This is a genomic window from Shewanella sp. FJAT-52076 (genome assembly GCF_019457455.1).
Classification (GTDB): domain Bacteria; phylum Pseudomonadota; class Gammaproteobacteria; order Enterobacterales; family Shewanellaceae; genus Shewanella; species Shewanella zhangzhouensis.
This window is the reverse complement of sequence record NZ_CP080415.1, coordinates 4,178,785-4,195,531: the sequence shown is the minus strand read 5'-3', so window position 1 is coordinate 4,195,531 and position 16,747 is coordinate 4,178,785. Positions and strand designations below refer to the sequence as shown.

The window sequence follows — 16,747 nt, the reverse complement described above, 5'->3', positions numbered from 1 at the left end:
ATTCAGCTCTTTGTAGATTGTTGGAGGATGCGATTAATGGCGCGTATCTGTCCTACCAGTTCGGCACTCTTATCTTTGGCAGCTTGGTGCATCCGCTCTATGTTGGGGCGCAAATGCGGGAACTCGTTTACCAGTAGCTGGTATTCTTTGCATTCACCAGCATAGGCCAGCATATCGACATGGTATTGGCTGAGCCGCAGCATAAGTTCATCGATGTTGGTTTCTTGGATCGAACTTGATTCAGGTTTTACCGATTGATTTTCATAAAACATTGTCTCGAATGCCGCAGTTACAACATAGAGTGCTGACCCTTTACCTTCTTTGGTTTTGTTCACTAAGCCGTGCTTCATCAGGTAAGCAAGGCGCCTGCCCAGCCATTGTCGGAGTTGGATTCTGGAGCTGTGGCCATGATCCGTGTACCGGGCTTCGTATGCATCAACCAGTGACGGAATTGTTATTCCGGATGCCGGAGCTTCAACCAACAATGAAACCAAGTTGGGATCCAGCCTCTTTGATAGCTGTGCCAAAAAATATCCTCTTCAAGTGGTTACGGGTTCATTAACGCCTTCAGCCTAGTTGGTCTTCGCATGAGGACTGAGAAGGCAACACAATAAGCAAAGCTTAGGATTGCTAAGTATACCTAATCAGGTAAAACTTAGACAATCTAAGTACCGAGGTCTCCATTATGTTCCGTCAGTGCGAAATCAAAATCCTTTACCTGCACGTCTCAAGGCTGCAAGAACAAAGCTGGGTATCAGCCAAAAAGAGCTGGGGCAGCGGCTCGGCATGGACCCGGGGACGGCCAGTAGCCGTATGAACCACTACGAGAAGGGTCGGCACATGCCGGACTATGACACCCTCGATCGCATGGCGAAGGAATTGGGCGTATCTGTGGCCTATTTTTTCTGCCAGACAGAGAGTGCCGCTGAGTTGGTAAAATTGATTGAAGCTATGTCAGAAGAGCAAAGGAAGGCGCTGCTGGAGTCCATTAAGCATCAGCAAAATGGGGCCGACACCGAGCAGTGTTAACGAAACGGCACTTACTTTATACAAGCTCAAACCTGAGCTGACCGTTACCCGATTTTAGGGTGCCCTTTAACAAGGCATCCGAACATAAAGAAAAGTTACCCTATGGTGGGTAACCGAAATCGCGGATTCAGTACGGTAGTAAATAGATCGCCTCCGTGCTTGATCTTAATTCCTTAGGATATGTAGGCAATGCGGAAAGCTAAGATTCCAATGCTTCCAGTTCTGCCTCAATGCTTTCGACTGCCTCCGAAGCTAAAGCTACAAAACCTCTCAGTCTTGACAGTCTTTCTTGCAGGTAAGCCTTCTTTGTCTCCAACTCACTATTAACCTCTTTATCTAGCGTAAACTTAACAAGTAGGGCCTCTGCGCCTTCATTAGCACCAGCCTCCAGAGCCAGTTGAACCCATGGTTCAGCTTTCAGTACTGATTTTTCTGCTGCATTTTTCAAGGCATATCTGATGAGTAAACGTGCTGAGTAGTCGAGCCCAATGGCCACATCGAGCCACTCCTTTACGTCGCCTTCAACATCGGCAATTGCCGCTTCTCGAAGAGCAGGGCGGTAGAAATGATGCTCATCATCGCTAACACCAAGTGCTACTAATGTTCTTATCACCGGTTCGAGGTCACCTAATGGGCGTAGGTGTTTCGGTAATGCTGAACGATGCTCCCACAAACTCAAAATTGCTGTAGAGCAAGCCTCAGCGACTTCCGAATCATCAGCGCACTTCTCGGCTTCCTTTATCAGTTCTGCAATACGATGAGCCATCCAGGAAGACAATATATCGTGGTTGTCTATGCTCAACTGAGTGACTAAGCGCTTCCCTAACTCGATGACTGCTTCAGATTGATTTAGCGACACCATCTTTCTCCATCAAGTAAAATCGAACGTACGGTTGGTGATATGACATACGCTCCTCACTACTTTCCTCGTACTTAGGAACTGTTCTGCTAACGGCTACACTGATGATCAAGCACTCAGTTGGGTAGGCTGTCAGAAGCTCTTCAATGAATTCCGGGCTAGCACTGAGGCTGGTACTACCGACCATCTCCTCATCCCGCCCGTAACCATATGCTTCAATCCAAGACTGACTTCGAAGCAGACCATCCTTCCCTGCCCACCAACGACGTCCATCAGCTGATGCATTCAAGTTCATTAGCTCACTAACTTCTGCAGATGGCATCGGCCCCGGATATGCCAAATTCGTTGACCATGGGTCATACTCATCCAGGCGAGCATAAACATCATCGTCAAAAACCCATCCCTTCAAGGTCAATTCACCCATCTGAAGACAGTCATCCCCGTTGGCACTTGGTAGGGCATACTGCTCTAGCTCCGCCGATGTCTGCAGCGCCACTACCAGCGCTCCAGCACCTGAACGCGATACAAGAGCACTGCGTATTTTTGTCACTTCACTGTAGCTATCCGAGTACTTGGTATAGTGACCCCATAGATTCAACCCGCCGTCATCTGCATTTAGTTTTCCATCCAAATATTCAGCAGTAATGCCCCATTTCCAGTCTTGCCTGTTTTTACCCTCAGGTGCTGACCAATTCTTTTGAATAGGAGGGTCTCGTCTGTCGAACAACCAATATCCATCCTTGCGAGTCAATTGATACTTTTCAAGCCACTGTTGGAACTCGTCGGCTTCTTCATGGATATTTCGAAGAACGGAACGTTGTGCTAACAGATCTGCAGCTACAATCATCATTGCGTGAAAACATTGATAGGTCTTCAAACTATCTGTCTTTGGCATACTGCCGTGGGAGTGTGAAGTTTCTCTGTCATTAAAAATGCCTTTCTTCCCCCTAGCATCCTGCTCATATCCACGCTTTCCATTCCATCCTAGATGCTTTCGCAATACGCTCCTTGCTCTATTTTCAACGGCATCCTGAGCAATCCCAAAGGCCCGACCTAATGGTTCAAGCCAATATGGCCCGATATCAATTCCAAAGAAATAGCGCTCATCGTCACTCAAAGCAACGTCTTCTTCCTCGTCATCATCTGGCTCTGCACGATTCCAACCGGAGTATGTTTTCTCAGATAGAGCAGGCTTGTTGGCGACCATCAAACCAGATACGTCGTCCTTCATCAGGTATCCAGAGTCAACCAAAATCCTTATCCCCTGGGCAGCAAATTCTCGAATTAATACATGGTTTAAGTTTGCCATGCGGCATAAAAAGTCGGCTGCTAAATTCAATGCAAATGGGTTTTCTAAACCTCCGCGAGAAAGCCCTATAAGTAACCATTGTCTTGCGTGCCACAGGTAAAATTCAAAGCCTCCATCTACATAAGGAAAAGCCTCATCTTGATCGGCCCAGCGCGTCAGCTCTTCGAGCACTTCCACCCAACCAAGCTCAACTAGAGCTCGAACCACATGTGCATACTCCCAGCGTTCTGATGCAACAGGTGAGCCCAGACCCGCCCATACATATCCGGCAACAGCTGATTCAACAGATCCAGCGGGCGCCAACTCTGCACGCCACGCTCCATCACTATCTTCCTCGTTAAGAATGTCTTCGAGCAAATCAAAGCCGAAGTGCAGCACTTCATCAGCTTCATCAGGGCTAAGTGTTGCTGCAAGAGGTTCTAGCAATTTAAAGAGTCCACCTGCATCAAGATCTTTTATTTGTGACTCAAAGCCTGTCAGAGTTTCCTGAACAACTTCCTCATCTGTAACTAGCCCATCGTCGTACAACGTCTGAAATGGAATCGGCTGCCACCAAGAACGTCTAAAAACCTTTTCAGGGTTCCGTCGGCAAGCAATCAGCACGGCTTCTTTAATTGATCTTTTTGTAGATATCTGCTTTTTGGACCTCAAAGACAGCGCATCCAGCAGGTACCTTACTGTATAGATGCCAAAGTCCGGCCAGTTGCAAATAGCTTTGATCAACAGTGACTCTTTGCCTATACGGACATGCTCAAACGCAGCCTTAAAAAATGAGTCCAAATAGATAGAGGTTCCTTGTTGGCGTGCAGTCTCGTAAGCCATACGCAGTGAATCAGGGCAACTAAAATCTGTACTGGCAAAGACATCTCCCCAGTTAATGCTCTGTTCATCGCGAGCACGCTCCGAATCTGCAATCTCCTCAACATCGCTACTATTCGAGGCTTCGTTAGCAATAAGTCGGTCAATGTCAAAGAGCGCCGCCCCTATAGATTTTCCTAACTCTTTTAGTTCGATAAGCTTAGCCTTTTGAGTTGTACTTACACGAACATAGCGATAGCCAATATCAAAAATCACCAGTGGAGACTTTGAATCACATTCGACAACAGCCTGTTCAAGATCCCTCGCTCTGCTCCATTCAGCATGAATCCCACTCAAAACAATGGGCGCATATTTGGGAAGGTGCCCCAAGGCGCAAAGGTGATAGATAGCTATCGGAAGAAGCCTGTCAGAATTACCAAACCTTCTGTCCCGCCAACGGCTAAGAATAGCTAATGCAGAGCAAGGACAAAGCTCAACAAGAGACTCGGCTGTACGATCCCAATCGAAGTGTTTATCTCTAGCTACGTATTCATATGTAAGCTCGGCTAAACGAGAAAGGCGATAAGCGGTTCGGGGACGAGGGGCATTCTGCTCCCCTGCGGCTTCAGACAAATGAAGGAATGCTGACCAGCGATCTATATTTTCATCACCTATGCGGCTAGCAATTTCTATCGCCTGATCAAAATAAGCACTAGCTTCGTCAGTACTTAATGGGTAGATCGCACGAGCAAGTTCTACGTATGACTCAACCCGAGACTCAGCATGCTCCCGAGACTTCTCTAAACGTTCGAAAACACTGACGGATAAGTCAAATGAAAGTGACTCTAAACCCTCTGTCCGAGCTGCAAGACGACATAAGTTTGTCAGGGTATTAGGCCAAATATCACCTTCATTTTTCTTGAGCCATGCTGTGAACTTACTTAGATGCTGCTCATTTATAACAGATGCACTGATGATTATTCTCAACCATTCAAATGCAATAACCTGAATAAGTGACGAATCATGGCTGTAGATAGAGGAGATACAGGAGTTGGAATGGCTCAAAGCTTGCTCAATAGAACTTTCCAGATTCTTTGGGGTTCTCCCACACGCAAGGCCGTAGAACAGATTTACCCAAGGCAAATGGCCTCCAACTTCACGTTTTAACATGCGAAGCTCTTGACTGTGGCTATAGTGGTTATTGGACTCGATTTGGTGTCGGATGTCCTTCGGAGCAACCTCTACTAACTCTAACTCTTTGTCTTGAAGATTAGCGTTTAAAGCGTAGGCTCTTAATAAACCGACTCGCGTCCTTCCAAACTGACTGGTGAAATCTTGTGGTGGCTCCGATGGTAAATAGCGCTGAATCACTGAACCCCATGATTCTTGGTCCTTTGGTGCAGTTTTTAGCGCAAGCTCAACAGTCGAGCAAACAGCTTCCAATATCGCCCATTGATCGTTGAAGTTCGATGACTCGATTAACTTTACTCTTCTATCTCCTAGAAGACGTAATACACGCCTAAGAGGGCCTATCGGCACCGAATGCCCTACAGAGTTAGCTTCGCTAAATAGCCCCAAAAGCAACCAGATATCATTTCCAGTAGCCTCAATAAGAGCATCTAGCTGATCGTAGTGCCCCAGGTCTATAAGCCTTGCACCCAGACCTCGACCGGCATCAAAAGCTAAGTAACGACTTCTCCACCCTCTTAAGAATCGCGCAGTCTCACCAGGGCCGCGCAGCCGCAAGATTGCTGACGCAAGCTCTACCCTATCCTCATGACTAACATCCTCTCGATTCCCTCTATCGGGCTTAGAGCGGGCCCAATTATGTAGCCAGTCTATTGCCATGCGTAACCGACTAGAAGCGTCGGCAATAAACTCCGGCTTGCCAGATAGTAATCCTGCATCGTATGCATGGTAAGCTCCCATCCATCCAGATTTAAAAGTTCCCCTAGAAACAATTTCTTCAATTCGATCTGGACTCAGAATTTTCGCAGCAAGGTCTGTATTACTCTGTATAAGAGCATTCTGTCGCCCCTCTCCAGCGCACTCTCCCCCGGCCTTGAGTGCCAGCTTAGCGGCCGCGCCATAGCGTTTTTGCTGTAAAGACGCCTTTATCGAAAACGTTAACCTCTGAAGTTCTACATCTCTTTTTTCTAGCGGGTTTTCTGCTGGAAGACCTTCGCCACTTAGCGCCAGTGATATCAATTCATTCATCATTCCAGCTTCCAACAGGAGTGGTGGAAGTGCTGAAGCAACGTATGAACTCTCACTGGCAAGTGACTGTAAACGTTCGACAAACCCAGTGATCTCGGCTTGACTGGGTTTGAAGCGTTCTCTGAACCACGTTTCTGTCGGCTCATCTAAGAAGTGGAGACTATTGCCTTTCAGTAAAAGTGGGCGACCAAAATCCAGCACAAAGCTTCGAATTGCGCTTTCTGGTGTTTGAGAGAGCCTTGCAAGCACTGGAATAGGAATGAGCGGCCGTAATACTGCTAGTCCTTTACACATCATATCAATGTGATGAGCTTCAGTACTTCCTGCATTATCTTTAAGTTTGGCAATTGCACTTTCTAATAAATCTCCAATTGCCTGCTCAACTGTCGTAGGTTCTGGACCAAGTCCCTTGAGTATCTCCCGAAGTGGCACCTTTCGCTCGAGTGCCAAAGCTTGTACTCGTGGATTAAAGCTACTTAAAAAATGAAACTCATTTGTCTCTGTATCGTTAGCTTCGGGAAAGAACTTCCGAAGATGAAGAGCGCTCTCATTCAAGCTAAATGGTTGGAGATTTAGCTCCACAGAATTTGCTTTGGCTCCAAGCATGGTTCGACGGTGTGTACGGCAGGTAAAAGCTAACCTTACCCCATCAGGACATTCTAGTCTGATGAGGTCACGAACAAAGCTAACAGGATCTTGTTGTTCTCCCGCAGCCATTTCCGCGTTGTCCGCGGCATCAATAATAATGCAAAGAGATGCATTCTGATTTTGGGATCGTAATACACCGATTGCTTGTGTTATGCGATGCTTAAAAGCACGCACATACTGTTTGGAATCGGCATTCTTCGACGGGATCAGTGGGTGGCAAAGGCCTCTGGCGGCAAGTTCATTTGCAATCTGTACTAAACCATCTTCATGTCTATGACGAAAGTGCAATGAACTACGATACAGGCCATCTCCAAAACAATCATAGAGTACAACTGCAGATTCTGCGGGTATCGACCTAGCGATCCTCGCAGCGATAATTGACTTCCCAACGCCCCCATCCGCGTGGATGATTAAGGGAACATTACTTTGCAGAAGCTTTTGTGTAATTGAGTTTTCTTGCTCTCGGGGGATAGTATCTGGTGGTGTTGAGATCAAGCATGGCGCTGGTAATAATACATTTTCGCTAACCTTTAATGCCCGCAAGACATCATGCCGCCGAATCGATGGGTTAAATTCAAATTCAGTGGTCGCTTTTCGAGTGACAAGGTCTTTCAGCTGGACGGGGGTATCGTAGTCTGCATCAACGAGATATGCGCTGAGGTCTTGCACCAATAGGTTTTGTTGCTCCCAAAGCCCATGCTCGCTGCCAACAACGTTAAAGAGTTTAAAAAAAACCGATGCCTGAGAGGAATTGAGTCCGGAATAGCGCAGCAGTGTCTTATGCACGGTATCTGTACAAGCTTTACCATCGCTTTTGAGATCGACTAATGCATCTACCACTTTTTTATCGATTGGCCTGTTAGTCGTAAACTCAAATCTAAACCGCTCAGCAATATTTTCTGCGGAAAAGTGGTCGAGCAATTTCTGATAGCGGGCAACAAAGCCTTGTATCGTTTTCTTAAGGCCACTTGCCGTCCACGGTTCATTTGATGCAACTGTTGAGTGCTTTAGTTGGACATACTGAATGCGTTCAGCCTCGGTACGATCTTCTGAACCGAAGTAAAATCCGACATCGATGATTTCCTCTCCATCGGAGATCCTTTTGCTCTTGGATTCCTGTTCTGAGGCCCCTTCAATGGTTATGGCTACTAGGTTTTCTGTTCCAGGTAGTAACCTTAAACATTGTCGAGCTGCCCATAAGTAGTGAAACTGGTCTCCATCACGACTCGTCCGAACCAAATCCGTGTTTTTTGCCATTAATCCCTCTAAAGCGATCTAATCTTGTCATTGCATTGAGTTTACGTGCGCAGTAATTACTGGTGCGGATCATTCATCATGTCCGGCGAGTAGTGTCCTAAGAGCATCTACAACGGCGCTTTTGCCTACGTTATTTGGGCCAACCAATACATTCAAACCAGGTTGGAATTTCAACGTGGCATTTTGCAATTTTCGAAAATTTTTAATATTAAGTTCGGCAAGATACATGACGAAATCCGTTTCAGAAACACTGCGACTTAGAAGTGTACAGCGTTAATCTCTAACTTTAATATGCAGAGGTCAAAATTTTTGCTCCTCGGTTTTAAACCAAAAGAAATTACGATTTTCTAAGCAAGTATGCCAAGGTCTGCGGCTTCGAAAACTCGCGAGCAATTAGCATGTCACCAGAAGACATGGCGTTGGCGTTATAGTGAGATGGCTTGCTCAGCTCCGAAATTAACACTTGATCCAGAGGTTGGCGGAAGGGGTTTTGCTGATGGGGTGCCCCAAAGAGTCTGTCAAATGCATCAGATAGATGGTCTGTCTCCAGGCTCGCCGAATGATTGGAGAGGGCTATCTTGGCAGCTTCTACCAGAAGGTGTTTTAACGCTCGGTTTTCGCCCCTGGAAGCCGCAAAAAGTGGGATAGAAATACCTCGGTCTTCAAGTTTTGGAGGCTCATCAAAGGGCATGTATTTAGCTAGCCCCTTCAGGTACTTGAGGTAATAATTACGATCATCTTTAAGGCTGAAGTACTCCAGTTTGCGCCTCCGGACCAACCGAGATGACCATTGAGGCTCATCTGCAATCTGCTCGGCCCATGGCATTCCTACGATGACGATGGGAACTCTGGCTTCTTCGCTGATGAATTTGAGCGCATTGGCAATCAGTTGACGTTCCTGAACCGTCTTGAACTCTATAAGTTCTTGAAATTCATTGATGATGAGAAGTTCAACATTAGCTCGAATCAGGCTGTTGACCAGCTTTTTGGTGAGATCGGTAGCGTAGCCACGTTTTCTTCTTTGATGGCTGCCAAACAGCTCCAGGTCGGAAATTATTTGTACTAAGGTCGCATCCAGCCCCCTGCCTCGTGAGATGCGACTGATAAGCACGGGCATGGTATCGCGACCGCAATGTTGGCTGGCCAATACACGCGTTTTGTAGTGATTAATCAGGTGGCTCTTGCCGACGCCGGTGTCGCCGGTTAGCAACATGCATTGCTGATCGGATTGAAAATGCCTGTTTAATCTCAGCTCATCGAAATCCTGAAGGACCGCTTCAACTTGAGGATGCAGGATGAAGCATTCACTGAAGTTCCTAAGCTGCTCTATTTGAGAGGGGGTTAGTGCGTTCATTCGAATGCCTCTAAGTCTTCCCCCCAGCCTTCGAGGATGTCCTTAATATTGTGTTGACTATTACTTTCCTTCGGCTGCGATTTTGATGGTAGTGTCGGCGAGATGGACCTCTGGCCTGTATTGCTAATACCGGCAAACTGAGCTTGTTTTTTTGTTGCGGTGAGCTTGGTTTTGGAGGCCGCGACCAACTCCTGCTCTTGCTGGATCCGCTCATTGATAGCCATGCGTGCTTGGGCTAATCCCAAGTTGTCCTTACTTTCACGAATAATTTCACGGTTAACTTTTTTAATGACGGTATGTGCATGCAAGCTTAGGCCTTGTGTATAGCCGGTGGCATCCGTACATGGGACTCTGAGATACCCTTCCAGTTCTTCTAAATAAACGTGAATACTGGAGAGATCGTCGGGATCAATTTTAATGAGCTTTTTGATGGATTCCTTACTTTGAGGATACTGCTTTCGGTAGTCAGCCAGTGCGGCAGAGTCGTACATGAGGTCCGAGTACTTAATGCCATTTCTGGTCAGGGTTCTTCGCTCCGAAAGTCCCATGAGAGCTTCGAAACGCCTTTCATCTTCTGCGGTCATTCTTAACGGAGGGTATACATCAAAACCTTGCTGCCATCGCTGAATGGGGATCCTTGTTTCACGTGAGTTCGTGTCTTGATGGTAAACATCAACAATCCATCGGTGGAACTCTTCCACAAACACCGAAAATCGCATGATTGCGTCCTTTTCTGGCTTGTAATCTTCCTTCTCCAGAATATTTGAAAAGGTTTTTCCAGGGATTTCAGCGAGAAAGCTTTGATTGATCATCCCAAAAAAACGCTCTACAAAGGGCTTCAGCCAAGGTTTGCGAACAGGATTGTATTGGATATTGATCCCTGCTTCTTTGCAGGCATGATCTAAACTGTGCGACCAAAATTCTGCGCCATTATCAACCACCAGGGTTTCAAATTTGCCCCAGCAAGGCCAGCCATTTTGGAGTTCTATGCCAACCATATCGAGTGTCTTAGGCTTAATTGCATGTACGATTGCCTTGGCTGCTGACACATAAGATGGAGAGTTGTAGCCTAAATGGAAGCCCAATACACAGCCGCTGAAAACATCTACTACCAGAGTCAGATAGGGCCTTCCAAGGGGTATTAATAAAGCATCATCGAGTAAGATAAGGTCGAGTGGAGTATGGTCAATTTCCACTCGTTCTAAAATTCTCGTGGGTGGCTTGTGTGACGCGCAGTAATCGAACCATTTATCAGCCATGAATTTGCCATGCCTGGCCACCGCGACATGGTAGGGTGGTAGAGACTTAATCCTGTTTTTAAAGCTGTTATACGAAATGATAGGGATCTTTCCATCGACGATTGAGTCATTTTCAATCGTAATGGTGTCTTTATAATACTGATAAGCTTTTGTTATGTTTGGCCTTTTGGCGTCAAGAAAGCGAAGTAGAGCAACTTCAAAAAAGTGCTCATCGCCGTCAACTCTCTTGTTTCTATTGCCCTTTTTGTGATTTTTTTCCACCAACGAAGCTAAATCACCATTACTATCCATGTAACTTTTATACCATCGAGCGACGGTCCGCCAATTTGGCCTTTCTCCGACGTTTGTGGCAAAAAATGAGTCAAGCAACGGGTCTAGGTTTTTTTGTGTCCATCCGCCGGTATTTTTTCGTTCGATGAAATTAAGCAGCTCGTATCGCTTTAGCGCATTTTGCTTAATCTCTTCAGGGAAGGTTTCAAGATCGCGCTTTGTTAGCTGAGCTTCGCTTAATCTGACGTATTGAGCAGGTGGATGAGGTTTAGCCCCTTGGACCTGAGTAAATTCATCTTTAAAGTCCATCAGCTGCACCAGACATAAGGATTAAGTGAAAAGTCATCTTTAACCACATCTGATTTTAGCAACCCTTTATTTAGTAATGAAAAAATATAGGATCTAACTTCCCCAATGGGTAAGCCATACTCTTGGGCAATTTCCGTTAAACGACACTTGCCTGAAGCTTGGACCCACGACAGTAACTCGCGTTGAATGTTGCAGATTGTATGGACACCAGAATATCGATGAAGCAGTTTCAGGTTATTCAAGACTGGAGTGACTTGAATTTGTTCGTCGGTTACTAAAATAAGTTCCACGCCAAGCAACTGAGCAGCCTGTTGTTTTGCGAAAAACTTGGCTTTAAAGATGGGGTCATATGTCTTACTTAAAGGCTTGTATTCATGGAGCTGAATGCGGCCGTCAATGTACTGAACAATCGTATCTGGTGTGTAAGGTAAATCTTTGCCTTCGAATTGATAGTAAAAACCTTCAGGCTGGCTATCGAACGTCCTCACCAACTCGTTGTATTCGTGATGAAAACAGGCATCGAACTCTAGCAAACTCTCGCACATGATGGTTTTACCCACTTTAGCGCTGGCGAACTTAAACACATTTTTGTTCGGTGACGGCTTACGTAGATTTCGAATATACATGGGCAAATTTTAATCGATGCGATATTGCCAGAGTACTTTGAAACGCCAATTTGTCAAGTTATGGCTTTAACATAACCCTAATGGTTTGATTTTAATTTGAAATTAAGGAGTATAAAAACTCTGCAATGATGGTTTTGTGTCAGCTTATGGATTTATTTTGTCAGCTTATGGGTTTTCTATGTCAACTTATGAATTCAGCGACAGTGGCAGCGCTTTAAACGGCCTGCTAACTGAGCCAATTAGCCCATGGCCGCTTTGACATACACGTCGAAGCGGTTTTTCTTGGTCTCGATACGGGTGCTGGGTTTGATGCCATCGAGATCTTCGGCATAGTCGGGCCGCTTTACCACCACCCGTTTTTGCGCCAGTCTCAGCGCCGGAGCAAGCAGACCATCGGCATCTGTGTCGGCACCCACCAGCGACTGGAATACCCGCATCTCCTTTTTCACCAGTGCAGATTTTTCCCGGTGTGGATACATGGGGTCGAGGTACACCACGTCGGGTTTGTCCTCGAGATTGTCCAGTGCTTCAAGACTGGAGCCATGCACCAGTTGCATTCGCTGCTGCATCCAGGGGCCAATTTCGCTATCGAGATAGGCTCGGCGCAGGCCGTCTTCAAGCAAGGCGGCCACCACAGGATGGCGTTCTATCAGGAGTACCCGGCAGCCGAGACTCGCCAGCACAAAAGCATCCCGCCCCAAGCCCGCGGTGCCGTCCACCACAGTTGGCGTTGCCCCGGCCTTTAGGCCCACCGCCTTGGCAATGGCCTGGCCGCGGCCGCCACCGAACTTGCGTCTGTGGGCAACGGCGCCTGACACAAAGTCCACCATGATGCCGCCGAGCTTGGGTTCGTCACGCTTTTTCAGCGTGAGTACGTCTTCCTCAAACAGCAGGGAAAATTCGGCATCGTTATTGGGCATCAGGTCCCAACGGGCACAAATTTGTGTAAGACGTGGATCGTTTGGCGCTATCTGGATGGGAAACAAGGCTGGATGTCCTGTAATGAAACTCGCGGCAGTATAACGCCAACCCGGGCGCGCCGGAACAAAAGCATACAGTGGCTTGGCTAGCAGTTATAATGTTGGCAGTTTTCAACCCAGTACAGACCCCGGGATCCCCTATGTTGAGTTATCGCCATGGCTTTCATGCCGGCAACTATGCGGATGTGCTCAAGCACGCCATTTTGCTGCAAGTTATCGATTTAATGCAGAAAAAGGATAAGCCTTTTGTGTACATAGACACCCATTCCGGGGCGGGTGGCTATAGTCTGATGGATGAATTTGCCCAAAAGACCGGCGAATACAAAGAGGGTATCGCTCGCCTGTGGGATAAAACCGATTTACCTGCGTCGCTCAAACACTATGTTGAGGCGGTGCGCCACTTCAATGAAGGCAACGAGAATCCCACCGAAGATCTGACCTGGTATCCGGGTTCGCCAGCGTTTGTGGATATGCACCTTCGGGAAAACGACCGCATGGTATTGCACGAGCTGCACGGTACCGACTTTGAACTCCTGAATGAATACTTTGAAGGTGCCCGTCAGGTACAGGTCAGTAAGTGGGATGGCTTAAGCGGTCTGCTGGCCAGCGTGCCGCCGCTGGAGCGTCGTGGTGTAGTGTTGGTAGACCCGAGTTTTGAAATCAAGACCGACTACGAGGCCGTGGCCGATGCCATCATCAAGGCCCATCGCAAGTTTGCCACCGGGGTATATATGCTTTGGTATCCGGTGGTAAACCGGGCGCAAACCGAAGCCATGCTCTCAAAGCTGAAAGACAGCGGCATTCGCAGGCAGCTTCGGATTGAGCAGGGCATCAAGCCCGACTCAGACGAGTTCGGCATGACGGCAGCGGGCCTTTGGGTGATTAACCCACCCTGGCAACTGGATACCATAGCCACAGAGATGCTGGACTATTTGCAGCCGGTGCTGAATGTGGATGGCGGCTATGTCAAGGTCGAGTGGGAAGTGGGCGAGTAACAGCTTGTCGTCGACTCCAATAAAAAACGGGCTTTTTGCCCGTTTTTTATTGGCCGCGGGTCTTGGATGGGAAAGCACAGAAGGCTTTATGTCCCTAGGTCCGGCCTGTTAAGTGCGCAAATTGCGATAGCGCTGCAGGAGGATATTGACCCGCTCTATGTAGGCCTTGGTCTCGGGATAAGGGGGTATACCACTGTATTCCTCAACCCGGGTCGGCCCGGCATTGTAGGCGGCAAGTGCATGATTTAAATCACCCTGGAATCGGTCCAGCATCAGCGACAGGTAACGACTGCCACCCAGGATATTGTCCTGAGGCAGGAAAGAGTTACGCACGCCCATATCCTTGGCCGTTCCCGGCATCAGTTGCATCAGGCCCACGGCGCCGGTGCGGGAAATCGCCTTGGGATTAAAGTTGGACTCGGCATGGATCACCGCTCTTATCAGCGCCGGCTCCAGCGAGTAGGTTTTGGCAGCCAGTAAAATGTCTTTCTCGTAGCTGCGGTTCAAGCGGATGGTACGCCAATTAACCTTGGACTTGGGATTACAGGCATAACAGTCAAACAGCAGGATTTCATACTTGCCACTGGATGGCGCCTTGTCGCTGAATGCCACTGTGCCATTGGGCTGGACATACTGATACACCTTGGTTTGGGTGCTGGTGCCATTTTCGGAGTAGCGCGCGGTAATGCGGGGTTTCTCGGTGCTGGATGACGATGTATCAGAAGCACCGGCGCTGGTGCCGGTGAGAACAAAAAAAAGCAGGGAAAACAGCGACCAGCGAAATGACATTAGAGACCCGTGTACTCGTTAAGCTTAAGTAATTCTATGATAGCAAAGAGTTGCTTCATTTCGCCGTGGATCCGGCCGAATTCGTCTTCAAAGGTGGCGGCGCTGAAAATCGACGACTGCTCGAAGCGATTTTGGCTGCTCTCTATGGTGATAAGCAGGCGGTCGCGGTGGAATGCACATTGGATCCGGCTGGAGAAAAACTGCGCCAGCGCCATGAGTCGTTCCATAAAGGCGGTGGTTAACAGCACCCTTGCTTCAATCTGATCCGTTGAAAACACATCGAACATTTTTTCAAACTGCGGATCTTCCAGATGCACCCGTTCCAGCCCGCCATGGCTGTCAGAGAAAAAGTTGGTCAGGGATCCCCGAGAGCGAATGGCCACAGTATGGCCTCTGAAGGCTTTGTGACTGGAGAGTGAAATAAATAAGCCCCGAAAGACAGTCACATCACGGTTTTTATCCTTGTCCCTTTCTTCGCGCAGCAAATGTACTTCGTTGATGCCTATGCTGACCCCAAGATAGCTGCCAAGCACACAGTCATCGAAACGGGCCTTGTCATAAGAGGGCAAAATTTTTGCCTCTTTAAACATACGGATCCCCATGTCCTGCCTTTTGGCAAACACAAAGTCAGGGCCGAAAAACCGAAAAATCCGCGGGTAAATTTCGCTTTGCACCGCCCCGGTATATTGGCGCATCGGCGAGCTGGCCCAGCGCCAGATTAAAAAGGCGATGCCCACGGCCGCAATCCAGCTGAAGGGCACAAACTGGGCGCCGGGTTTTATCAGCGGCAGACAGGCGATAAGCAGAGCGAGAAACACACCCAGCCCAAGATAGATGCGTTGCCGTGCTTGCTTCAGTGCCCTGATGCGTTGGTTTTCAAATTTACGGCTGAGGGGGGCGATTTCGGTATCGTAATAGGCCTGCAGACGGGGTAGGTCGTCTTTGTGTGCCTTGAGCCCTGTGGCTGCCCGCTGCGCCCTGATGGGCGCACCGAACAGAAATGACAGCATGTTCATGGGGTTACTTCAGGTAGTCGCTGGCGTTTACCGGTGCCCTGTCGGCTTCCTGAGCTTCAAAAAACGGCATGGCCTTAACCGATGCCATGCTGGCGATCAGCGAGCCGGGGAAAATTTCCACTGCGGTGTTAAGTTCAGACACGGCCGAGTTGTAAAAACGGCGGGCGGCACTGATGTGGGCTTCCACTTCGTTGTAGGTTTGCATGGCTTGCACCATGGTCTGGTCGCTTTTCAGTTCTGGGTAATTTTCAACCGTCACCATCAGCTGACCCATCTTGCTGTTGAGCGCATCGGCCTGTGCCAGGTGCTGGCGCACAGCATCGGCATCATTTTTGTCGTATCCGGCGGTGAGTTGAGTGCGCAGCGCGGTGATCTCGGTCAGCAGCGACTTTTCGTGATCCATAAATTTCTGCGCAATGGTCAGAATATTGGGGACCAGATCGGCACGCTTTTTAAGCTGCACATCGATACCCGCCAATGCCTCACGGGCAGTATTGCGCTTCTTGATCAGGCTGACATACCAGAGGTAGGCCACTATCAAGACTAAAACCAGACCTATTAATAATCCTTCCATCATCAATCCTTTCAAAGGGGTGCCTGCAGGCCATTGCTGCCCAAGATAACCACAAATCGGGCCAAATTGCACCCGTGGCGGGTGAAATCTAAACAGGTTGGACATCAGTATGGTGATTTTCCCTGCTTTTTATCATCAGAAACTATTGATAGTTAAGATTTTATATTGCATTGCGCAACTGGCCGTTAAATATCAGAGTTAAGGTGGTTTGTTTGCGTCTTCAATTCTGTATCTGTCTGTATTTATGGTGAAAAATCACCATTCGATTTGAGTGAAAAAACGACACCAATGCAAGCTAACATGTCAATGGCAGCGGTTTATCCCTGTGAAAAGACGCTTATTTGGCAATTTAACAATTAGCCCCGCCTTACAAGCCTGTAATCAGTCATTTAGTTCAGCTTGAGTTCAGCCTGAATACAATAGAGTTACAGGTACACAACATTTGGATTTGGCGACCA

13 protein-coding genes are annotated in these 16,747 nt (G+C 47.8%); 2 read left to right on the top strand and 11 right to left on the bottom strand.

Going from position 1 to position 16,747, the window contains the following annotated elements; genetic code table 11:
* Positions 1-2 precede the first annotated feature (2 nt).
* Positions 3-527, bottom strand: coding sequence for a hypothetical protein (locus K0H79_RS18615; RefSeq protein ID WP_220076829.1), 525 nt, complete (start codon positions 525-527; stop codon positions 3-5).
* A 169-nt stretch (positions 528-696) separates the two neighbouring features.
* On the opposite strand from K0H79_RS18615, the gene K0H79_RS18610 reads away from it, so the two are divergent.
* Entirely contained in the window at positions 697-1,029 is a 333-nt protein-coding gene (locus K0H79_RS18610; RefSeq protein ID WP_220076828.1) for a helix-turn-helix domain-containing protein, read from the top strand.
* Between the two features lie 199 nt (positions 1,030-1,228).
* On the opposite strand, the gene K0H79_RS18605 is transcribed toward K0H79_RS18610, so the two are convergent.
* The 7 genes from K0H79_RS18605 to K0H79_RS18575 form a co-directional block, all read right to left on the bottom strand.
* Positions 1,229-1,888 (bottom strand): hypothetical protein, encoded by a 660-nt coding sequence (locus K0H79_RS18605; RefSeq protein ID WP_220076827.1) that lies wholly within the window; start codon positions 1,886-1,888, stop codon positions 1,229-1,231.
* A complete protein-coding gene (locus K0H79_RS18600) occupies positions 1,869-8,117 on the bottom strand; it encodes a hypothetical protein (RefSeq protein ID WP_220076826.1) in 6,249 nt (2,082 codons plus the stop codon). The genes K0H79_RS18605 and K0H79_RS18600 overlap by 20 nt, the downstream gene beginning before the upstream one ends.
* 69 nt (positions 8,118-8,186) lie before the next feature.
* Entirely contained in the window at positions 8,187-8,345 is a 159-nt protein-coding gene (locus K0H79_RS19415) for an AAA family ATPase (RefSeq protein ID WP_220076825.1), read from the bottom strand.
* A 109-nt stretch (positions 8,346-8,454) separates the two neighbouring features.
* The gene (locus K0H79_RS18590) at positions 8,455-9,471 is read right to left on the bottom strand and encodes a TniB family NTP-binding protein (protein ID WP_220076824.1); all 1,017 of its coding nucleotides are present in this window, start codon (positions 9,469-9,471) and stop codon (positions 8,455-8,457) included.
* Positions 9,468-11,309 carry a Mu transposase C-terminal domain-containing protein gene (locus tag K0H79_RS18585; RefSeq protein ID WP_258405435.1) on the bottom strand — a complete coding sequence of 614 codons (1,842 nt, stop codon included), beginning with the start codon at positions 11,307-11,309 and terminating at the stop codon, positions 9,468-9,470. Before K0H79_RS18585 ends, K0H79_RS18590 begins: the two co-directional genes overlap by 4 nt.
* Positions 11,309-11,893, bottom strand: a complete 585-nt coding sequence (locus K0H79_RS18580; RefSeq protein ID WP_258405434.1) for a TnsA endonuclease N-terminal domain-containing protein — start codon at positions 11,891-11,893, stop codon at positions 11,309-11,311. Before K0H79_RS18580 ends, K0H79_RS18585 begins: the two co-directional genes overlap by 1 nt.
* Positions 11,894-12,174: 281 nt before the next feature.
* The gene (locus K0H79_RS18575) at positions 12,175-12,921 is read right to left on the bottom strand and encodes a class I SAM-dependent methyltransferase (protein ID WP_220076822.1); all 747 of its coding nucleotides are present in this window, start codon (positions 12,919-12,921) and stop codon (positions 12,175-12,177) included.
* Positions 12,922-13,055: 134 nt separating this feature from the next.
* Between K0H79_RS18575 and K0H79_RS18570 the strand changes: the two genes are divergently transcribed.
* Complete coding sequence (locus tag K0H79_RS18570; RefSeq protein ID WP_220066114.1) at positions 13,056-13,910, top strand: 23S rRNA (adenine(2030)-N(6))-methyltransferase RlmJ; 855 nt, start codon at positions 13,056-13,058, stop codon at positions 13,908-13,910.
* Positions 13,911-14,018: 108 nt separating this feature from the next.
* Here the strand turns inward: K0H79_RS18570 and K0H79_RS18565 are convergent, their stop codons facing one another.
* From K0H79_RS18565 to K0H79_RS18555, 3 genes are read right to left on the bottom strand one after another with little or no spacing between them, the layout of a single operon-like run.
* Positions 14,019-14,699: a lytic transglycosylase domain-containing protein gene (locus K0H79_RS18565; protein ID WP_220076821.1), complete on the bottom strand. Its 681-nt coding sequence runs from the start codon at positions 14,697-14,699 to the stop codon at positions 14,019-14,021.
* Positions 14,699-15,715 carry a DUF3137 domain-containing protein gene (locus K0H79_RS18560; protein WP_220076820.1) on the bottom strand — a complete coding sequence of 339 codons (1,017 nt, stop codon included), beginning with the start codon at positions 15,713-15,715 and terminating at the stop codon, positions 14,699-14,701. Before K0H79_RS18560 ends, K0H79_RS18565 begins: the two co-directional genes overlap by 1 nt.
* Positions 15,716-15,719: 4 nt before the next feature.
* The gene (locus K0H79_RS18555) at positions 15,720-16,289 is read right to left on the bottom strand and encodes a LemA family protein (RefSeq protein WP_220066111.1); all 570 of its coding nucleotides are present in this window, start codon (positions 16,287-16,289) and stop codon (positions 15,720-15,722) included.
* Between the last annotated feature and the right edge of the window lie 458 nt (positions 16,290-16,747).

Bases quoted from the DNA above. Each gene is read 5' to 3' on its own strand.
- K0H79_RS18600 (WP_220076826.1), bottom strand. From the start codon at position 8,117: ATGGCAAAAAACACGGATTTGGTTCGGACGAGTCGTGATGGAGACCAG.
- K0H79_RS19415 (WP_220076825.1), bottom strand. From the start codon at position 8,345: ATGTATCTTGCCGAACTTAATATTAAAAATTTTCGAAAATTGCAAAAT.
- K0H79_RS18590 (WP_220076824.1), bottom strand. From the start codon at position 9,471: ATGAACGCACTAACCCCCTCTCAAATAGAGCAGCTTAGGAACTTCAGT.
- K0H79_RS18585 (WP_258405435.1), bottom strand. From the start codon at position 11,309: ATGGACTTTAAAGATGAATTTACTCAGGTCCAAGGGGCTAAACCTCAT.
- K0H79_RS18570 (WP_220066114.1), top strand. From the start codon at position 13,056: ATGTTGAGTTATCGCCATGGCTTTCATGCCGGCAACTATGCGGATGTG.
- K0H79_RS18565 (WP_220076821.1), bottom strand. From the start codon at position 14,699: ATGTCATTTCGCTGGTCGCTGTTTTCCCTGCTTTTTTTTGTTCTCACC.
- K0H79_RS18560 (WP_220076820.1), bottom strand. From the start codon at position 15,715: ATGAACATGCTGTCATTTCTGTTCGGTGCGCCCATCAGGGCGCAGCGG.
- K0H79_RS18555 (WP_220066111.1), bottom strand. From the start codon at position 16,289: ATGGAAGGATTATTAATAGGTCTGGTTTTAGTCTTGATAGTGGCCTAC.